Source organism: Cyanobium sp. Cruz CV13-4-11 (assembly GCF_024346055.1).
In the GTDB taxonomy this organism is placed as follows: domain Bacteria; phylum Cyanobacteriota; class Cyanobacteriia; order PCC-6307; family Cyanobiaceae; genus Cyanobium.
The window spans coordinates 44,710-62,301 of the sequence record NZ_JAGQCH010000017.1; the positions used below are offsets into that span (position 1 = coordinate 44,710).

Here is a 17,592-nt window from a genome sequence, read left to right on the forward strand (position 1 = left end):
CAATGAACCAATCCACCACACCTCCTGAAGTCACTCTGGCTCCGTTCCAGCTTTTCCAGGAGACAGGATCTTTTGACGATCCCGATTTTCTGACAGCGCCAACACGCCGCCCGCTTTGGCCACCTCCACCTCCTTGGCGTCGGTTTCTCTCGAGCAAACAACTGGAGAGAATCCTTCCGGTTGATCAGGATGAGACGGAATGGCAAGAGATTCTGAAATCAAGGAATGTGGATGACACAGCAACCCCTGATACCGATGGTGCCAGCACCGGAGCTCAGGCCATGATCAACAGAGATCAGATTCGAGGTGCCGTTTTCCGGCTGCCGGAGGAGACCATTCCCGAGGGAGGCGTTAGTGCGGGAGAAAAGATCCGGCTGGCCGTGAATGCGGCCATCCATCTTCGGCGGCCGCTCCTGATCTCCGGTGACCCAGGAACAGGAAAAACCAGCCTTGCTTATGCCATCGCCTGGCAGCTGGGCCTCGGGCCGGTGTTGAAATGGCCGATCACCCCCCGCAGCCGCCTACGTGAAGATGGCCTGTACGGATATGATGCTTTGGGCAGATTGAATGCAACCCAGATTGCCAAGGCCGGATCGCGGCCACGCACCCAGGCCGATGAGCCGATATCGATTGGCCACTACATCACCCTCGGCCCAGTGGGAACTGCGTTTCTCCCCTCGCGTTGGCCGAGAGTTCTGCTCATCGATGAGATCGACAAAGCTGATCTACAACTCCCTAATGAGTTGCTACATCTCTTTGAAGAAGGTGAATTCGCCATCGAGGAGCTTCGGCGTGATCCCCAACCCGTCGTGGAGGTTGGCACCTGTGACGATCGCAGAGTGCCGATTCACAACGGCACCGTGCAGTGCTTTGAATTTCCGATTGTGGTGATGACAAGCAACCGGGAGCGTGATTTCCCACCGGCCTTTCACCGCCGTTGCCTTCGCATCGACATGCCGAGGCCGACGCAGAGCAGCCTGCTGGCCCTGGTGAAAGCTCACTTCCGTGATGCCGATCCGGCCTTCTGGGGTGATCTCAAGCAGGACGAACAACTTGAGCAATGGATCGGCGAGTTTCTTGTTGGCGGCAACAATCCCGACCGGGCCACTGATCAGCTGCTCAATGCGTTGTATCTGCTGACGCAGACGGACTCCCGGCAGCTTGGCGAGGCACTGGAGAAGCAGCTGAAGGAAATCCTCAAACGGCGGCTCAGCGAGGCAGGGTAAGTGGAACCCTCACCGGTTGCGGCGCAGGGTGGGTCACCTTCTGAACTCAGCCTGCTGAGCGAGCTGTTGCCATGTCTGGCGGCGTCGGTGCCGGAGCGGCTCGATGCCAGGGAGCTGGCCGAGCTGCTTTGGCTGGTTCGGCAGATGCCTCCAGGGGCTGAGCGATCGCACACCGCGGAACAACTCACCTCCGATTCAACAAAGCAAGAGCAGGAAACGAAGGTCTCCAAGGTCAACGAAACCGGCAAGGAGACCGTTGACACCAAGGGAGATGAGCCAGCGGATTCCGGTTCAGTTCAGGAGGGATCCACCAACGGAGCATCCCCAAGCGAGCCGGCTCCCTCCACGGCGGCACTTCTGCCGGAACGGGCACTGCCCCGTGAGGAGGACCGGGCCGAGGTTCTGGCTGTGTGGCTGGAGGATCCCCCCCTCATCGGCGACTCCCTTGGCCTGCTTCGATCGCTGGCCCCGTTGCAGGGGCGGGTGGGATCTGCGCACCGCCGCCAGCTGGATGAAGCCGCCACGGTGGAAGCCTTTGTTCGTTCGTTCGGTCCTCAGGGGGAGGGAGGGTGGCTGCGGCCGGTGTTTCAGCCGCTCCCGGAGCCCCGTTTCGAACTGGTGCTGGTGGTGGACAGCGGCGCTTCGATGCGTTTGTGGGACCGTTTGGTGGCCGATCTCACCCGGACGCTGAGCAGCTGCGCTGTGTTCCGCGACATGAAGTTGGTTGCCTTGCCGGAATCCAACGGGACCATGCCTCAAGTGGGACGGCTATGCCAAAGCGATCCAGAAGGGCGCCGGCTCCTGCTGTTGCTCAGTGATTGCTGTGGCGACCATTGGTGGTCCGGGCGGATGGCGGCTCTGCTGGCCGGATGGAGCAGGGATCAGCCGCTGGCGGTGCTGCAGGTTTTGCCCGGCTGGATGTGGGAGCGCACGGCTCTGGGTCTTGGGGATCCGCTTGTGCTGGCCAATCGCGTGGAGGCAGGGCCCAACCAGCGCTACAGGGCAGAACGTCAAAACTGGACGGAAGAACCCCCGAGCTGGTCGGAGCCCTTTGAGCCCTACCCAGGTCGTCACGCTGCTGTGCCTCCGGTCGTGCCGGTGGTGAGCTGTGATCCCTCCGGCCTTACCCAGTGGAGTGCCTTGGTGATGGGCATGCCTCGTGGGATCTGTGCCGGATTCCGCCTGCCTTTGGTGGATGTCCTTAGCCAGGAGCCCGCCGCACAGGAGGGGTCGGTGTCTTCCACTGATGCTGAAGAGTTGGTAGCAGAGGCAGCCGCAACGGAATCCGCCGAATTGGAGCACCTGCACCGATTCAAGGAACTCGCCTCCCCAAAGGCCCAACGACTGCTGGGTCTGATGGCCGCATCCCCGGTGTTCACCCTGCCGGTGATGCGGCTGGTGAGGCAGGCCTTGCTGGCAGGCGACCGCACACCCCTGGCGACGGCCGAAGTGCTGCTCAGTGGTGTGGTGCAGTTGGTGCCGGAGCAGGCCGGGACGGCTGCGAAAGCACCATTGCCGGAGCAATGGCAATTCACCATGGCCCCGGAAGTTCGCCGTGAGCTGGTGGCCGGAGTGGAAAGCATTGATGCGGTCACGGTGTTCAATGCCGTCTCGCGGATGGTGGAGGAGCGCTGGAATCGGTTCATGCCCAAGGGCAGTTTCCGCGCTTTTCTGACCGATCCCAACCAGCCCTCTCCCGAAGGGTTGGAGGGGATGGAAAGCTTCGCTCGGGTTGCCGCCGAGATTGTCGAAGGGCTCGGGGGTGATTATCGGAGCTTCGCCGAGCAACTGCGCCGAGGTGCGACCAAACGCCCTATCAATATCTGGCCGCAGGACCAGTTCCCTTTTGAATCAATGACTTTCGAAACCGTCCAACTGCTGCGGATCCCCGAGCCTGAAGTGCGGCGGTTTGAATGGGCGCAATTCGAAGAGATCGAGCTTTTCTCGATCGCCTTTACTACGGCCTCGATCGAGCTGGATGCCACTTCTTCCTCCGAGGGCCCTGCCGCACCAGACAGGGAAACTGATGCCGACCAGCTTCCCTCTGAGGCGGCCGCCCTCATCCAGAACTACGAAGGCTGCCGGCTCCAGGCCTATCCGGACCCTGCAACGAGGGCGGAGCCGATCACGATCGGCTGGGGCAGCACCTTCTACGAGGACGGCTCCCCCATCCGTCTGGGGGATGTGATCAGCCAGGAGCAGGCGGACGCTCTCTACTACTTCAACTTCCGTGAGCGATTCTGGAAAGACCTGAAGGCGACCATTCCCTTCTGGTCGGAGATGAACGACAAGCAGAAGGCGGCCCTCTGCAGTTTCGCTTATAACAACGGCGCCCATTTCCATGGCGACGGGAGGCACGACACCCTCGATCTGCAGCTTCGGGAGCGCCACTGGGAGGCGATACCCGGCAGCCTTATGATGTATAGGAATCCAGGCACCAGCGTCGAGGTGGGCCTGGGTCGCCGTCGCCGGGCCGAAGGGCTGGTGTGGATTGGCATGGAACCCACCGTCGCCTGTACCCAGGCGGAACGGGAGATCGCCACCCCGGCCGATTGCGAGGCCTGGGAGCAGCACCTGAAGCAGGCACCACCAACCCCTGCCTCCCTGCCGGTCATCACTGCAGAAGAAACCCTTGAGGCCGTATCACGCTCGGTGCTGGAGGTGTCCTCCTGGACGGTGGCCTCTTTGAAGGACTCCACCTGGGGCTACCACGAACCCCTCGACCCCGGGCCGCCCACCACCTCGGTGGCCCCCCCGGCCCTCACGATGCTGCGCATCCCCGCCGGCAGCTTCCTGATGGGCTCCTCCACCGAGGAACCCGGGCGCTTCGACGATGAAGGCCCCCAGCACCCAGTGACCCTGGCGGAGTTCTTCCTGGCCCGCACCCCGATCACCCAGGCCCAGTGGCGGGCGGTGGCGAACTGGCAACCGGGAGAGGGGGAACCGCCCTGGGAGCTGGCGCTGAAGCAGGATCCCCTTGGAACGGATGTCGATCCCCGTTTTCGCGGCGACGAACGGCCAGTGGTGAACGTGAGCTGGCACGACGCGAAGGAGTTCTGCCGCCGTCTGAGCAAGCGCACGGGCAAGAGCTACACCCTGCCCAGCGAAGCCCAGTGGGAATACGCCTGCCGGGCGGGCAGCACCACGCCGTTCCACTTCGGTGCCACGATCAGCCCCAAGGTGGCCAACTACGACGCCTCCACCAGCTACGCGGGGGGGCCGACGGGTGAGTACCGCCAACACACGAGTGATGTGGGCAGCTTCCCCTCCAATGCCTGGGGCCTGCAGGACATGCACGGCAACGTGTGGGAATGGTGCCTGGATCATTGGCACGGAAGTTATGTGGAGGGGGATGAGAAGGCCCCCACGGATGGCTCTGCCTGGATCAAGCAAACCGCCGAAGAAGGTGAAAACAGGCTGCTGCGCGGCGGTTCGTGGAACGACCTCCCCAGGATCTGCCGCTCGGCCTACCGCGACGACCTCCACCCCTGCTTCGCCGACGGCAACGTCGGCTTCCGCGTCTGTTGCCTCCCCCAGGACCTGCTTCTTGACCCTTAGACCCTTGGTCCCTTTTCCCTGGCTGTTGCTTCACCCTGGCTGCTGGCTGTTTTAGGTGGGCGCCGCAGGCGCCTGCGATTTTTTGAGGATTCTCTCCTTGTCTGCACCCACCCCAAACTCTGCCGAACTCCCCATCCTCGAGGCCTGTCTCGATCTGATCCGTTGGTATGTACCGCTGCTGCAGCGTCTGCCGCGCCAGCACAAGTTTGGCCTTGGTGATCGCCTCGTTTCAACGCTCTACGATCTGATGGAAGCGCTGGTGGCGGCCCGCTATGCCCGCGCCAAGCTGCCGATTCTCGAACCCCTCGGCGCCCGCATCAATCTGCTCCAGCTGCAGACCCGGCTGCTGCATGATTTCCACCTGATCGACCTTCCCCGCTACGAGCACGCCAGCCGGCTGATCGCCGCCATCGGCCGCCAGCACAGCGGCTGGTTGTCGCAGCAGCGGCAGGCGCTGTGAGGCCAGCTCCTCTCGCCGATCTTTATTCCGCCATCACCAGCTTCGCCAGCCTCCATGGCGCTTCTCGGAGGGCCCAGAAAGGCAAACGCTACCGCCCTGCGGTGCTCAGCTTCAACGCCCGTCTGGAGGAGAATCTCTTCACGCTGCAGCAGGAACTGCGGAGCTTCACCTACAGCCCAGGCTCCTATCGCCAGTTCGAGATCTTCGAGCCCAAGCGGCGCCTGATCTCCGCCGCCCCCTACCGCGATCGCGTGGTGCACCATGCCCTCTGCGCCGCGATCGGGCCGCCGCTGGAGCGTGCCTTCCTTCCCACCAGCTATGCCAACCGCAGGGGCTACGGCAGCCACCGAGCCCTGCGTCGCTTCGTGCGGGAATGCCGGCGCCACAAGTGGGTGTTTCAGGCCGATCTGCGGCTCTATTTCCCCAGCGTCGATCTCACGATCCTGCGCGCCCAACTGGCGGAGCGCATCGCCTGCCCCGGCACTCTCTGGCTGCTTGATCGCCTCCTCGCCAACGGCGCCAACCTCGGCCCTGCCATCGACGGCTTCCCCGGCGACACCCTGCTCACCCCGCTGGAGCGCCCACGCGGCCTGCCGATCGGCAACCTCACCAGCCAGTTCCTCGCCAACCTCCACCTCGCTCGCTTCGATCACACCATCGCCGCTTTGCCCGGCATCGCTGCCTATCTGCGCTACGTGGATGATTTCGCCCTCTTCGCTGATGCCCCCGAACCGCTCCGCCAGGCCCGCGAGGTGATCGGCGCGGAGCTGGCGGAGCTGCGCCTGCGGCTCCATCCGATCAAGAGCCAGCTCCGCTGCACACGACACGGCGCCAGCTTCGTGGGCTTTCACGTGCTGCCGCAGCGGGTGCGGGTGCGCAACCACAACCTGCTCAAGGGCCGACGCCGGCTCAAGGCCCTCGCCCGGGACGTCGCGGCGGGACACTGCAGCCCCGAGGTGGCCCGGATCCGGGTGATCAGCTGGAACGCCCACCTGGCCCATGGCACCACCTGGAGGCTGCGGCGGCGATTGTTCCGTGATCTGCCCTTCGCGGCGGGCCTACCCTGAATCCGGGCAGGTCGACCAGCTGCTGCGCGGCGGTTCGTGGAACAACAACCCCAGGAACTGCCGCTCGGCCTACCGCAACAACAACCACCCCTACAACGCCAACAACAACGTCGGCTTCCGCGTCTGTTGCCTCCCCCAGCACCCTTCACCGCCAGAGCCGGCCGATGGCAATCGGCCGGGAGCACACGAGGGGTCCAGACCCGCTCCGGTGATCGCCCCGGCTCACGCCTTGGCTGATCCGCACAGTGCCCGGTGGGCGGAGCCGCGGTTCAAGCCGCAGGCTCGCCCACCCTTCCCTCATCCCGCCCAGATCTCTGCCAGCGCGAGTTCCAGCCCGGGGTACACGGTGCCGGCGTCGAGCCGCTCCGCCGCCTCGATCCTGCGGCCGTTGCCGGCCGGTCCCCACTCCTCCACGGCCTGCTCGTCGGGAAAGAGAAGCCAGCCCAGGCTGGCGCCATTGGCCTGGTAGGCCGCCATGCGGCGGCGCAGGTCGGCCGCCCGGTCGCTGGGGCTGGCCAGTTCCACCACAAGATCGGGGCACAGGGGCGGAAAGCCGCGTCGCTGCTCCTCGCTCAAGGCTTGCCAGCGATCGAGCCGCACCAGGCTGGCATCGGGGCTGCGCACCGAACCATCGGGCAGCAGGAAGCCGCCGGAGCTGTCGAACACCTTCAGGGGGAGTCCGCTGCGGCGTACGGCCAGCCACAACAGGGAGGTGAGGCTGCCATTGCGGGCGCTGGTGTCGCCGCCGGTGGGAGTCATCGTGATCAGGCTGCCATCGGCATCGAGCTCCAGCACCGTTTCCGGATTGGCGGCGCATACGGCCGCGAACTGCTCGGGGGTGAGTCGCAGGTCGGTGGGCAGGGTGAGGGTCATCGACGTCCCCGGCAGGGGTGTTTTGACGTTAAGTGCGCTGGGCTTGTTCCAGCGCGATGCTGGAGCGCACCTTGTGGCTCCCCATGGCCAGCAGCAGCCCACCGCGCCAGAGGTTCCTGATCCGACGTCGCGGCCAGTGCCAGTTGTTCCGCGAGCCGCTGGGGGAGGCTCTTGAGCTCGAGATGGTCTGGATCCCGCCCGGGCGTTTCTGGATGGGATCTCCGCCGGGGGAACCTGATCGCGAGGAATCGGAAGGGCCTCCGCATCTGTTGCAGTTGCAGGGCTTCTTTCTGGGGCGTACGCCGATCACACAGGCCCAGTGGCGGGCGGTGGCGGGTTGGCAGTCGCTGGAGGGAGAACCTCCCTGGGAGCGGGACCTGAAGCCGGATCCTTCCCACTTCAAAGGGGATGATTGGCCCGTGCAGAACGTGAGCTGGCACGACTCCATGGAGTTCTGCAGTCGCCTGGGAAGGCGAACGATGCGGAAGTACACCCTGCCCAGCGAAGCTCATTGGGAATACGCCTGCCGCGCTGGCTCCACCACTCCTTTTCATTTCGGGGCAACGATCAGCCCGAAGCTTGCCAGTTACGACGCCTCAACGACCTATGCCGAAGGCCCCACGGGATCAACAAGAAGCGAACCCAAGTGGGTGGCCAGTTATCCGGCGAATCCCTGGGGCCTGCACGACATGCACGGTAACGTGTGGGAATGGTGCCTGGATCATTGGCACGATAGCTATGCGGAGGGTGATGAAAAAGCCCCCACGGATGGCTCTGCCTGGATGAAGCAGACCGCCGAAGAACCTGAACGCGTGCTGCGCGGCGGTTCGTGGGACTTCCTCTCCGCATTCTGCCGCTCGGCCAGCCGCGGCGATGCCCACCCCGACGGCGCCAGCAGCCGCGTCGGTTTCCGCGTCTGTTGCCTCCCTCGGGACCTGCTTCTTGACCCTTAGCCTCCTGCCTCCTTTTCTCTGGCTGTTGTTTCACCCAGGCTGCTGCCCTCAGAACGTCACCTCCAGCCGCAGGCTGCGCAGGGTGCCCCGATCGGCCCGGGCCGTGTCGGACACCTCCAGGGTCCAGGTGCCGCTGGGATCGCTGCCCTTCAAGTTCGCCAGGCCTGGCGCGTTCACGGCGTCGTAGGTGACCTTGAGATTGTCGGTGCCGCCGCCGGCGCGATCGTGGAGCAGCAGCGGAGCGGCCCCCATGGCGGCGGGCGGCAGCAGCCGCACCACCAGATCGCCGATGAAGGTGTGGTCGAGATCCACCGCCACCCGGATCGACTGCAGCGGGCCCGGGGCGGCCACCGGCAGGGTCAGGGTGGCGGTCTGGAAGTCGTTGATGGGCACGTCCTGCACGGCCTGGAACACCAGGGCCGCCGCCGGCTGGGGTGGGCGGGCCAGCTCCACCGCCTTGCGGGCGCTGACCCGCCCGTAGCCGTAGAAGGGGCTGCGCCCGCTGGCGTCGTAGTTGCCGCCGGCAGTGTCGATCCGCACGCAGGCCCGCCGCAGGATCTCCCGCACCTCGTCCCAGCGCAGGGCCGGATTTCGCGCCAGCACTAGGGCCACCACCCCGGCCACGCCGGGGCAAGCGCTGGAGGTGCCGCCGAAGGAGTTGGTGTAATGGCCCGCTGGGTCGCCCTTCTGGGGGCTGCCCTGGTTGTAGCCCAGCCCGCCGGAGCGGTCGGTGGTCCAGATGCCGGGGGTGAGGGAGGGCCGGCCGTCGCTGCTGGGAAAGCTGCACCACACGGCCTTGCCGTAGTCGCTGTAGGCGCTGCGTTTGGAGAGGTCGTTGCAGGCCGCCACGGCGATCACCCGGGCGTAGCTGGCATAGCCATCGTTGTCGACGCTCTCGTTGCCGTTGCCCGCCGCGAACAGCACCACGCAGCCCTTGCCGCTGCGGCCCTGGGTGGTGGCGAAGTCGATCGCCAGTCGGGTGGAATCCGGCAGCGGCACCACCTGGCGGTGGGCGGGATCGTTCGGGTCCCACCAGGCCCCATCCGGTGGACCCCAGCTGCAGGAGATCACATCGGCGCCGTTGCGGGCCGCCCACACGAAGGCCTCGGCTTCCGCCTGGGAGCCCAGGCCGGAGGCCAGCCGGATCGGGATCAGCCGGGCGCCGGGGGCCACGCCCGTGGCACCGAACTGGCCGTTGGCGCAGGCCACCCCCGCACAGGCCGTGCCGTGATCGTCGCCGCGGCCGGGCCGGGGATCGCCGCTCTGGCGGGTCACATCCCGCGGGGCAACCACCTTGCCGGAGGAGCGGAATTCCTCATGGTCGATGTCGAAGCCGTCATCCACCACCGCGATGATCGCCCCGGTGCCGTCGCTGAGGGACCAGGCCGCCTCCACCTCGGCGTGGGCGTCGACGAGCCGGCCGTTGACAGCGGTGGCCTTGAGATGCCACTCGGACGGGAAGGCCTGCCGGCGCTGCCGGCTGGGGCTCACCAGCTCGGGGTGGCAGAGCGCCACGCTCGCTTCCCCCAGCAGGGTTTCGGCGATCTCGAAAACGCCGAGCCCGCTGTTGTCGGGAGCGGCCACGAAATAGGCGTTGCGGGCATAGCTGAGGGTGCGTTTGAGGCTGAGGCCGTGGCGCTGCAACAGCGCCTCACAGGTTTCGGCCTCCGCGTCATCCTCAAACTTGACGAACAGATTCTCCGTGTAGACCACGGGCCGGCCGGTGCCATCCACCAGAACGCGGCCGGCGAAGTCCACCGCTGGTTCCGCCTTGAGCAGACTGCGGGCGGAGTCGCGCAGGGCCCCATCGGCCTGGGGGGTTCTGGTGCTCAACAGCTCCACCCCCGCCTCGCGGAAGCGGCTGAGGGTCTCGAACTGGTCAAGAATCCGGTGGGTCTCGGCACTGACGTGCGACACCTCGAACGGCCGAGCCGGCATCACCGCCTGGCGACTCAGGGTGCGGACGACGAGGTGATTGTCGCTGATGGCCAGTTCATGGGACCCACCATTCCTGCCACCGTATCGAACCTGAACCATGGAAAAATCTCCTGAGGTCTATCAGCTTGAACGCATGTTGGAGGTCGATCGCAGGGTGGCGATGGCGGCCATTCTCCATCGATTCGCTCGTGAGATTCACGCCGGCTTGAAAGGTCTTGATCTGACGTAACGAGCCCAGGAAAACTTCATGCTTCTTCAGGTGACGCCTTGCTGGCTGGGCTGCTCCTGGTCAGCGTCGATTCCTGCTTTGGAGGTCAGAGTGGCTGGCCCAGAACGTCGTAGGTTCAGATCTCAACGCCTGGGCCTGCCTGTGCGTGAGCCTGTGCGTGTATCGATGGCCCCGTCATGCGGACCCCTTCAGCCGCGCCAAGTGCTCCGCGTGGTTTGCTGGCGTTGTGCCTGGTCTGCCTGTTGCTTGCAACCACTGACATGAGCCGGGCCGGTGGGCTGTTCGATGGATTCCCCCAACGGATTGCGGCGGGAGCAGCGAATGCCGTGGTGTACGAGCAGAAGCCCGGCTATTTCGCTCGGCATGGGGAGCCTCTGATCGAGGAGGAGGCTGAAGTTGTGTTCGAGCCGGAGCAGATCACCATCGTCCGGGGGCCTCCGGCCACTCCCCTTGCCCCTGGCCAGGCGCTCAGTCCGGTCTACGCACCGCTGGGGGGAAACTCCCTGGCGGTGCCAACGGGTCAGGTCTTTCTGCGCTTCCGAGCAGGAGAAACGGTGGCAGCACACCGTGAGGCCCTGCAGCAGGCGGGCTTCACCATCACCCGGGAGCTTGATGTCGCGCCCCAGGCCGCCTGGATCGGCGCCAGCTCGGGCAGCATCGCCGAGGCCCTGAGCGGTCTCCCGAGGCTTAGGGCGATCGATGGGGTGGAGAGCGTGGAGCCGCAACTGCTGATGCAGAGAGCCTGGCGTTAGTGGCATGGCCATGTCGGCTTCGCCGTTCCAGCTGAGGCCATCGCCCTTAAGGTCAGGGTCAAGGTGATCGCCCATCGAGCTGGCCCATGTCGCTTCGGCCTTGCCCCTCCAGACGCTTGGGCGGGGAGTCTGAGGCGGGCGAAGCAGGGATGGCCGAGGTCCCCCCCGCGTTGTCGCTCGCGGCTTTGCCGGCCGGCCTGCAGCTGGCCACCTACTTCGTCGACAGCGGCCGGGTGGTGCCGGGTCTGAAGGTGGATCCCGATGGACGCCTGCGGGCCCAGTGGTGGCCGCTGCCCGCCGCCGGCGATCGCGAGCTGCTGGCGGCCCATCTGACGGGCGACAGCCTGGAGGAGCAGCAACAGTTGGCCGAATCCCTGGCCGATGCCGTGGATCGGCTCGTGCGCCAGCGCCTCGAAGGCTCTGCAGCCCAGGCCCTGCGCAGTGCCAGCCGCCACCGCCGCGGCCCGCCGGCCCTGCCCCAGGCCTGGCTGGCGGCCCTGGAGGGCCCCGATCCCCACCTGGCGGCGACGGCCGATCTCGCCGCTGAGGCCGCCCTCGTCACCGGGCTGCACCAGTGGGTGCGGGAGGGGGCCTGTGGAGGCGGCTCGCTGCAGCTGTGCCTGCGACTGCACGAACCCACCAGCCCCCGCCTGCGTCGCTGGCCGGTGGAGCTGTTGCTGCGCTCCGTGATCGACCCCAGCCTGATGGTGCCCCTGGCGGCGTTCTGGGCAGGGGAGAGTCCCTTCCCGGTGGACTGCTTCGAGGAGGTGCTCGCCCAGCTGGGGCTGCTGACGCGGCTGGCACCGGAGCTGGGGGGACTGCTCGAGCAGCAGGCGCCCGCCAGCTTGGACCTGGAGGAAGGGGCCCTGCTGTCCCTGTTGCGGCAGCGGGTGAGTGTGCTGGATGAGGCGGGCTTCGGGCTGCTGCTGCCCAGCTGGTGGCGCCATGGCCAGCGCCTGGGCCTGCGCGTCAACACCAACACCAACCGGCGCTCGTCCACCAACACCCCCGCCGGCGACGGGGGCGGCCTGAACCTCAACGCCCTGGTGTCCTTCCAGTGGCAGGCGGTGCTGGGCGATCGGCCCCTGGGCAAGGCCGAGCTGGCCAGCCTGCAGAAGGCCGCCGCGGCCAAGCGCAGCCTGGTGCGATTGCGGGGTGAATGGACGCTGATCGAGCCCAACGCCATCGCCTCCTTGTTGCGCCACGCTGGCCTGGAGGGGGACGCCAGCGGCACGGAGTTGTTGCACGCCAACCTCGGCCTTTCCCGCCTCGGTTTGCCGGACGACCTGCCCCTGGTAGGGGTGGAGGCCAGCGGCCCCCTCGGAGAGCTGCTCGGCGGCGAGCTCCACAGCCGTGCCACGCCGATTCCCACGCCGGCCGACTTCAACGGGGAGTTACGGCCTTACCAGGAACGGGGTTTGGGCTGGCTGGTGTTCCTCGGCTGGCTGGGGCTGGGCGCCTGCCTGGCCGATGACATGGGCCTCGGCAAGACGGCCCAGCTGATCGCCGCCCTGCTGGCCGATCCCCTCGAGGCCCCCACCCTGGTGGTGGCGCCGGTGTCGCTGTTGGGTAACTGGAGCAGGGAACTGCAGCGCTTTGCGCCGCAGCTGCCGGTGCTGATCCACCACGGCCCCGGCCGCTTCCGCGGCACCGCCGCCGCCTTCAAGCGCCAGCTGGCCAGCGAACGCGGTAAGGGCAAGCCGGCGCCGGTGCTGCTCACCACCTACGGCATGGTGAGCCGGGACCTGCCCCTGCTGGCGGGGATGGGCTTCGGCAGGCTGGTGTTCGATGAGGCCCAGCAGCTCAAGAATCCCTATACGGCCCAGAGCAAGGCGGCGGCGGCGCTGCGGGGGGAACGCCGTATTGCCCTCACCGGCACGCCGGTGGAGAACCGGCTCAGCGAGCTGTGGGCCCTGATGCAGCTGCTCAATCCCGGCCTGCTCGGCAGCCTGCGGCAGTTCCGCGACCAGTTCGCCCTCCCGATCGAGAGGGACCACGATGCGGAGGTGGCCGCCCGGCTGCAGCGGCTCACGGCCCCTTTCGTGTTGCGTCGCCTCAAGAGCGACCGCGGCATCCTGCCCGACCTGCCAGACAAGATTGAGCAGAGCGAACCGTGCACGCTCAGCAACGAGCAGGCCAGCCTTTATCAGGCTGTGGTGGAGGAACTGCTGGCGGCGGCCGAGAGCAGCGACGGCATCGAACGGCGCGGCCTGGTGCTGGCCGGTCTCACCCGGCTCAAGCAGGTGTGCAACCACCCGGCCCACTACCTGGCCGATGGCTCGGCACTGCCGCGGCGCTCCGGCAAGCTCGATCGCGTCGAGGAGCTGCTCGACACCATCCTCGACGCCGGCGAGAAGGTGCTGATCTTCAGCCAGTTCGCGGCCTGGGGGGAGCGGCTGCGGGCCCACCTGCAGGGCCGTTACGGCGGCGAACCGCTGTGGCTGCACGGCGGGCTGACGCGCCGGGTGCGGGACGCGATGGTGCAGCGCTTCGCCGAGGTTGACGGTCCGTTGATCTTCCTGCTATCGCTCAAGGCGGGCGGCACCGGCCTCAACCTCACCGCTGCGGCCCATGTGATTCATTTCGATCGCTGGTGGAATCCGGCCGTTGAGGATCAAGCCACCGACCGGGCCCACCGCATCGGCCAGCGGCGCACCGTGCATGTGCACAAGCTGGTGTGCAGCGGCACGATCGAGGAACGCATCGACGCCATGATCCAGAGCAAGCGCGACCTTGCCGAGCGGGTGGTGGGGACGGGGGAGCAGTGGCTCACCGAGCTCTCCACAACCGAACTGCGGGAGGTGATCAGCCTGCGTCGGGAGGCGCTCACCCCATGAGCCCGCGCCAGCCGCCCCCGGCAAGGCGTTGGTGGTCGCAGCGGTTCATCGATGTGCTCGAGGGCTATGGGCTGGGCGGCCGGATGGAGCGAGGCCGGCGCTACGCCAGACGTGGCCAGGTGCTGGGCCTGGAGGTGGGCCCGGGGCGGCTGGTGGCCCGGGTGCAGGGTTCGCGGCGCACCCCGTACAAGGTCACGGTGGAAACGGAGCTGCCCGATGCAGAGGAGTGGCAGGCGATCGAGGCGGTGTTCCGCCAGCGGCTGGGCTGGGCGGCGAAGCTGCTGGCCGGCGAGGTGCCCGAGGATCTCGAAGCAGGCTTTCGGCAGGCGGGTGTGGATCTGTTCCCCGCGCGCTGGAGCGACCTGGAGGCCGCCTGCAGTTGCCCGGACTGGGAGGTGCCCTGCAAGCACATCGCCGCCAGCCTCCATGTGTTCGCCCAGCGGCTCGATGACGACCCCTGGCAACTGCTGGCCTGGCGCGGGCGCCAGCGGGATGACCTCATGCGACGGCTGCGGCCGACCGCGACGGCCACGGCGGCCGATGGGCCTGAGGAGGCTCTGCCCCCGTGGTGGCCCCAGGGGCTGGTGGCCCGGCCTGGTGAGCGCCTGGTGATCCCCGATCCCCTGCCGCCGGATCCACCCGCTCGGGTGCTGGAGCGCCTGGGGCCGATCCCGGTGCCGGAGGCCTTGGCGCAGGGGCTGGTGGAGCTTTACGGCGCGATCACCACACCGCCGGCGGAGCCGGACGCCGAGGCGGAGGGCTGAAGGCTCCGCCTTCAGGGCGTCACCCCCATCGCCGCCAGGGCCGCCTCCTCCACCCACACCGACACCGAGCCCCCCGGGCAGTGCCATTCCGCCCAGCCGTCGCCGTTGGTGGTGATCGGCCTCTGGATGTGCCCGGTCAGGTCGCGGAAGGTGGTGTGGCGCTTGCCCACCTCCATCCACTTGTTGCCGGCGGGCCCGTCGCTCATCAACACCGCCATGGCCCCGGGGTGGCCCGGGGTGCCCAGGCGCGTCCAGCCGATGGTGTTGACGTGGTCGAGGTAGTCGTACTGGGGCCCGTAGGCGCAGTGGCCACGGGCCAGCAGAAAACGGTCGATCAGGAAGCGGTGGCTGGGCAGCACGATCCGGTACTCCTGGCCGTCCTTTTTGTCGGTGTACTCGGCGCCGTAGTAATCGGCATGGAAAATGCAGGGATAGCCCTGGTCGCGGAGCAGGATCACCGCGTAGGCCAGGGGTTTGAACCAGGCCTCCACCACCGATTCCAGTGATTGCAGCGGCTGGGTGTCGTGGTTCTCCACCAGGGTCACCGCCAGCAGCGGCAACTGCTGCATCAGGGTGCCATCGAGCAGCCGGCGCATGTCGTAATGGCCGCCGCTGCGGCTGGCCTGGTGGAAGTTCATGTGCAGCGGCGCATCGAACAGGCTCATGTGGCCGCCGGTGTTGGCCGCATACCAGTGCAGGCTTTCGATGTTGTACGTCCAGTACTCACCGACCACGAACAGATCGCGCTGGGCATGCTCCTCCAGGTCGCCGATCCAGTCGAGGAAGAAGTCACTGGCGATGTGTTTGATGGCATCGAGGCGGAAGCCGTCCGCCCCCACGTGGTCCAGGGTCCAGCGGCCCCAGTGCTTGAGCTCACCGCGCACCTCGGGATGGTTCACGTTGAGGTCGCTGCCCATCAGGTAGTCGAAGTTGCCCTTCTCCAGGTCGACGTTGCTCTCGAAGCCGGCCCCCTGGGTGCGCCAGATGGCCTTGAAACCGGGATCCAGGCTGTTGTGATCGACGGCGTCGAAGTGGTACCAGTGCCACTGCATGGATGAGTAACGGTCGCCGCGGCCGTCGAAGCGGAACCGGGTCCAGGCGCTGATCGTGCGTTCCTCCCCCAGGGGCCGGTTGCGGTCGGCGGGGTCGTAGGGGGTGGCCCGGTACTGCTCCTGGTCGTCGGCGTTCATCTTGTGGTTGAACACCACATCGGCGTACACCTGGATCCCCACCGTGCGGCAGGCCTGCACGGCCTCCAGGTACTCCTGTTTGGTGCCGTACTTGGTGCGCACCGTCTTCTGCTGGTCGAATTCGCCCAGGTCGAACAGGTCGTAGGTGCCGTAGCCCACATCCCACACACTGCTTCCCTTGCCGGCCGGCGGCAGCCACAGGGCGGTGATGCCCGCCTGGGCCAGGGCCGGCGCCTCCTGGCGCAGCCGCCGCCAGTGGCCGCCGTCGCCATCGCTGTACCAGTGGAACCACTGCATCAAGGTGCCGTTGAATTCCGTCGGTGCCGCCAGCTTGCGGGCGCTGATCTCGGCTTCGTGGCTGGCCAGCCACTCCTGCAGCAGCGCCACCGCCGCCGCGCCGGTGGCGAGGGCCGGGTCCCTCTCGACGGCGAGAACCTCCTGCTTGAGCGCTGCAAAAAGTGAGGCCATGGGTCTGGCGGGGCGGAGACAGGACCCACCGCTAGCAGCGCTGGCCCGGAGTCGCCGTAGCCGGCCTCAGCGGACGTCGTAGCGGAGCCAGCGGCAGTCGATGCCGCCATTGCTCACCGGCACCCGGCGGCTGGCCTTCATGCGCAGGGCCCCCGTGAGGGCGGGGTTGCCGCTCAGCAGCCATAGCGTCCAGCCGCCGCAGCGCTCCTTCAGCATCCGCCCCAGATCGCCGTAGAGCGCCTCCAGGTCGTCGTCGCGGCCGAGCCGCTCGCCGTAGGGCGGGTTGCACACCAGCAGCCCGGGTGTCTCGGGGGGATGGAAATCGCGAAAGTCCCCCTCCTGCAGCTCGATCCAGTCGGGCACGCCGGCCGCCGCCGCGTTGCTGCGGGCCATGGCCAGCACGGCCGGATCCCGCTCCATGCCCACGATGGCCGCCAGGGGGGCGCCATCGGGGAGGTTGGTGCGGGCCATGGCCGTGGCGGCGGCCCGCTCCCGATCCCACAGGACGGCATCGAAATCTGGCCAGCGCTCCAGGCTGAAGGCGCGCTCCAGGCCGGGGGCGCGGCCGAGGGCCCGGCAGGCGGCCTCGATCAGCAGGGTGCCGGACCCGCAGAAGGGATCGGCCAGGGGCACCGTGCCGTCCCAGCCGGTGTGGGCGATCAGTCCGGCGGCGAGGTTCTCCTTGAGCGGGGCCAGGCCCATGGCGGCCCGGTAGCCGCGCCGGTGCAGGCTGGCGCCGCCGCCATCGAGGCTCAGCACCGCCTCGGGGCCGCTGCCGCCCGGGCGGCCGGGGCTGAGGTGCAGGTGCAGCACCAGGTCGGGATCGTCCAGGTCCACCGAGGAGCGGGATCCCCACACCTGGCGCTGCCGGTCGACCAGGGCATTCTTCACCTGCAGGGCGCTGTAGTGGCTGTGGTTGAGGCCGGGCACACTGCCGCTCGCCTCAACCCGGAAGCTCAGCTGGGGCGGCAGCCAGCGCTCCCAGTCGGCGGCCCGCTGCACGCCGTCGTAGAGCTCCTCGCGGCCGCGGCAGGGGAAGCGGGCCAGCTGGCGCAGGAAGCGGAACGGCAACCGCGCCTGCAGATGCAGCCGGTAGAAGGTGGCCGCATCGGCCCGCAGGCCCACGGCACGCCGCAGGGGGCGCACCTCGCTGGCCCCGAGGGCCGCCAGCTCCGCCGCCGCCGGCTCCTCCAGCCCCGGGGGCACCACAGCGATGACGTCGAAGGGGGTGGAGCTGGCCATCCCCCCATGCTGCTGGTTGGGTGGCGACCCAGGGG

Annotated in this window: 13 protein-coding genes and 1 pseudogene; 10 read left to right on the plus strand and 4 right to left on the minus strand. The window is 67.4% G+C overall.

All coding sequences use genetic code 11. The features are described 5' to 3' along the window. Window positions 1-2 precede the first annotated feature (2 nt). From KBZ12_RS13010 to KBZ12_RS18705, 5 genes and pseudogenes are all read left to right on the plus strand, one after another. On the plus strand, window positions 3-1,226 hold the full coding sequence (locus KBZ12_RS13010) for a MoxR family ATPase (RefSeq protein ID WP_254958401.1): 1,224 nt from the start codon (window positions 3-5) through the stop codon (window positions 1,224-1,226). A gap of 66 nt (window positions 1,227-1,292) precedes the next feature. Continuing rightward, on the plus strand, window positions 1,293-4,784 hold the full coding sequence (locus tag KBZ12_RS13015) for an SAV_2336 N-terminal domain-related protein (RefSeq protein ID WP_254958405.1): 3,492 nt from the start codon (window positions 1,293-1,295) through the stop codon (window positions 4,782-4,784). A 97-nt stretch (window positions 4,785-4,881) separates the two neighbouring features. Next, entirely contained in the window at window positions 4,882-5,244 is a 363-nt protein-coding gene (gene avd, locus KBZ12_RS13020) for a diversity-generating retroelement protein Avd (RefSeq protein WP_254958406.1), read from the plus strand. Then, window positions 5,241-6,311, plus strand: coding sequence for an RNA-directed DNA polymerase (locus KBZ12_RS13025; RefSeq protein ID WP_254958407.1), 1,071 nt, complete (start codon window positions 5,241-5,243; stop codon window positions 6,309-6,311). Before avd ends, KBZ12_RS13025 begins: the two co-directional genes overlap by 4 nt. Further along, window positions 6,244-6,423 (plus strand): annotated as a pseudogene (locus KBZ12_RS18705) (hypothetical protein); the annotation flags it as partial. The gene KBZ12_RS13025 and the pseudogene KBZ12_RS18705, both read left to right, overlap by 68 nt. 185 nt (window positions 6,424-6,608) lie before the next feature. Here the strand turns inward: KBZ12_RS18705 and KBZ12_RS13030 are convergent. Further along, window positions 6,609-7,184: a Uma2 family endonuclease gene (locus KBZ12_RS13030; protein ID WP_254958408.1), complete on the minus strand. Its 576-nt coding sequence runs from the start codon at window positions 7,182-7,184 to the stop codon at window positions 6,609-6,611. Between the two features lie 83 nt (window positions 7,185-7,267). Here KBZ12_RS13030 and KBZ12_RS13035 point away from each other — a divergent pair, with 83 nt between their 5' ends. Beyond that, complete coding sequence (locus tag KBZ12_RS13035) at window positions 7,268-8,137, plus strand: formylglycine-generating enzyme family protein (RefSeq protein ID WP_254958409.1); 870 nt, start codon at window positions 7,268-7,270, stop codon at window positions 8,135-8,137. 48 nt (window positions 8,138-8,185) lie between these two features. Here the strand turns inward: KBZ12_RS13035 and KBZ12_RS13040 are convergent, their stop codons facing one another. Further along, a complete protein-coding gene (locus tag KBZ12_RS13040) occupies window positions 8,186-10,174 on the minus strand; it encodes a S8 family serine peptidase (protein ID WP_254958411.1) in 1,989 nt (662 codons plus the stop codon). On the opposite strand from KBZ12_RS13040, the gene KBZ12_RS13045 reads away from it, so the two are divergent. The 4 genes from KBZ12_RS13045 (at window position 10,173) to KBZ12_RS18430 (ending at window position 14,657) form a co-directional block, all read left to right on the plus strand. Next, the gene (locus KBZ12_RS13045) at window positions 10,173-10,304 is read left to right on the plus strand and encodes a hypothetical protein (protein WP_254958412.1); all 132 of its coding nucleotides are present in this window, start codon (window positions 10,173-10,175) and stop codon (window positions 10,302-10,304) included. The genes KBZ12_RS13040 and KBZ12_RS13045 overlap by 2 nt on opposite strands. A gap of 260 nt (window positions 10,305-10,564) precedes the next feature. Next, window positions 10,565-11,056, plus strand: a complete 492-nt coding sequence (locus KBZ12_RS13050) for a hypothetical protein (protein WP_254958413.1) — start codon at window positions 10,565-10,567, stop codon at window positions 11,054-11,056. A gap of 170 nt (window positions 11,057-11,226) precedes the next feature. Then, window positions 11,227-13,893 (plus strand): DEAD/DEAH box helicase, encoded by a 2,667-nt coding sequence (locus KBZ12_RS13055; RefSeq protein WP_254958414.1) that lies wholly within the window; start codon window positions 11,227-11,229, stop codon window positions 13,891-13,893. Next, the gene (locus KBZ12_RS18430; RefSeq protein ID WP_261360031.1) at window positions 13,890-14,657 is read left to right on the plus strand and encodes an SWIM zinc finger family protein; all 768 of its coding nucleotides are present in this window, start codon (window positions 13,890-13,892) and stop codon (window positions 14,655-14,657) included. Before KBZ12_RS13055 ends, KBZ12_RS18430 begins: the two co-directional genes overlap by 4 nt. Window positions 14,658-14,668: 11 nt before the next feature. On the opposite strand, the gene KBZ12_RS13065 is transcribed toward KBZ12_RS18430, so the two are convergent. Together KBZ12_RS13065 and KBZ12_RS13070 are read right to left on the minus strand one after the other, a co-directional pair. Beyond that, a complete protein-coding gene (locus KBZ12_RS13065; RefSeq protein WP_254958415.1) occupies window positions 14,669-16,315 on the minus strand; it encodes an alpha-amylase in 1,647 nt (548 codons plus the stop codon). 66 nt (window positions 16,316-16,381) lie between these two features. After that, on the minus strand, window positions 16,382-17,557 hold the full coding sequence (locus KBZ12_RS13070) for a class I SAM-dependent RNA methyltransferase (protein ID WP_254958416.1): 1,176 nt from the start codon (window positions 17,555-17,557) through the stop codon (window positions 16,382-16,384). Window positions 17,558-17,592 lie beyond the last annotated feature (35 nt).